Here is a 1,766-nt window from a genome sequence, read left to right on the forward strand (position 1 = left end):
ATCCCGTATAAGTCTGGCAAAATTTTCAGCATCTTTTTCTCCCGCTTGGCGAATTTTCATTGATTTATACTCCCTTTTTCTAATTGAGTTAATGTTCTAATTATTGCATTATAAAATAAAGCTGAAAATAGAAAAATAAAAAACAGAGGAATAGTCCCCTGTTTTTATTTGCGACAATACGAAGTTTTTTCATATGCAAGGAAGATTATGATAAGATCTTAAGAAAAAATATTTTTAATGCTTTCAAATAACTCCTTAAAGAAGTTAGATACTGATTGCAGGAATCCTTTATCACCAACTGCTTCTTCGATCCGCTTTTGGATATCATTCGATAAATCCTCTAATTGCGACTGTACATTATCAAAGTTAATGTTCAGGTCACGCATTTTATTGAACAGATCTACAAGCAGCTGCCTGTCGTCCGGGCTGAGCTGGATTTGCAGTGTTTTTAATTTTTCATCGATGATTTTCTCGATTTCTTCCTTGGTTGCCGGGTTTTGTGCAGCGATTTCTTTTTTGATTTCTGTCAGGAGCTCACTGACTTTATCCTGATCAAGACCTTCCTTTTTCGCCAAATCGGTTGCAAGGTTTAACTCCTCATTTGCTACCTCAGTACGATCTTTGTTTAATGCTGTTCCTTCTCCTTCATCATAGGCCTTGTAAATACCTACTAAAGCTGAATGTCCGCTAACCTTAACTGGTGAAGCGACATCCACTACTGCATCCTGGATACCCGCTGTCAATAATGCATTCGCATACATTTCATCTGTAACTTCCGTAATGTTTTCAGGTGTTACCTGGTTAATGACCAGACCCTCGCCTGTATCCTTCCTTGTGATTTTTGCAGAAGAATACATATTGGAATGTTCATCACCTTTTATATAAGTAACGAGGTCCTTACCGGTAACTGTAATTTCTTTAACCTTTGTTGGATCCTTTACACCGAGTAATTCACGTACCTCACCTTTTTGCTTTTCTGATAAAGCTTCACCATATACAACGATCGGAAGGCCGTATTTTTCGTTGATGCTATCTTCATCATTATCGCTGGAAGCGAAGGCCGGTATGGCAAATCCCAGTGCGAGTGTAAATAAGCTCACAATGGCAGTTAGCTTTATTAATTTTTTTAATAACATATATGAATCTCCTCTTCTTATGAAATCTAGTTCTTCGCTTAATAACATACACTTTTGTTAGTAAAAGAATCTGCAGTTAGAATTCAGCATTTGCATACCATGATGTGGTTGCCATCAGGGTCTCTGAAATTAAACCAATGTTCATGTTCAATGGCAGTAGCCAAATCCACTTGTTTGCCACTTAAATATTCATATGCCTTTCGAATATCAGCTGCATTTAAATGAAATGCCGGGGTACGAAAAATAGTTTGTTCTGAATAAATCTTGCTGTCTAATACTATGCCTGTACCCTTCATTGGCAGAACATATAGATGGTCAAATAGTATTTCTCCATCATTCGGAAAACCTAGTATATCACAATACCAATCTCGTGCCTTTTCAATGTCGCTGACAGGGATGAAAATGGTTCCTACTTCATTTAAGATTGGATTCATGCTACGCCCCCCTCTTATTTTCATGTTCTGATTGAGATTTTTCAAGTTTTTTGACCTTATGCATTAGATTGAATAGCAGAGTAGTAATAAAGCTCAACTGGATAAAAAGAAAAATACCGATGAAAAATGATGAGTCCATATTTGTGCCAGAAAAAAGGAAACTTAGTGAGAAAAACAAAATGATTCCGCCTAATAT

The 1,766-nt window shown here is 36.6% G+C and carries 2 protein-coding genes; both read right to left on the bottom strand.

Annotated elements, in window-relative coordinates:
• Positions 1-218: 218 nt before the first annotated feature.
• Complete coding sequence (locus tag WB217_RS17545; RefSeq protein ID WP_423994580.1) at positions 219-1,136, bottom strand: DUF1002 domain-containing protein; 918 nt, start codon at positions 1,134-1,136, stop codon at positions 219-221.
• Between the two features lie 83 nt (positions 1,137-1,219).
• On the bottom strand, positions 1,220-1,570 hold the full coding sequence (locus tag WB217_RS17550) for a VOC family protein (protein WP_423994582.1): 351 nt from the start codon (positions 1,568-1,570) through the stop codon (positions 1,220-1,222).
• Positions 1,571-1,766 lie beyond the last annotated feature (196 nt).

The sequence above is a fragment of the Mesobacillus sp. genome, from assembly GCF_049588175.1.
Classification (GTDB): Bacteria; Bacillota; Bacilli; order Bacillales; family Cytobacillaceae; genus Mesobacillus.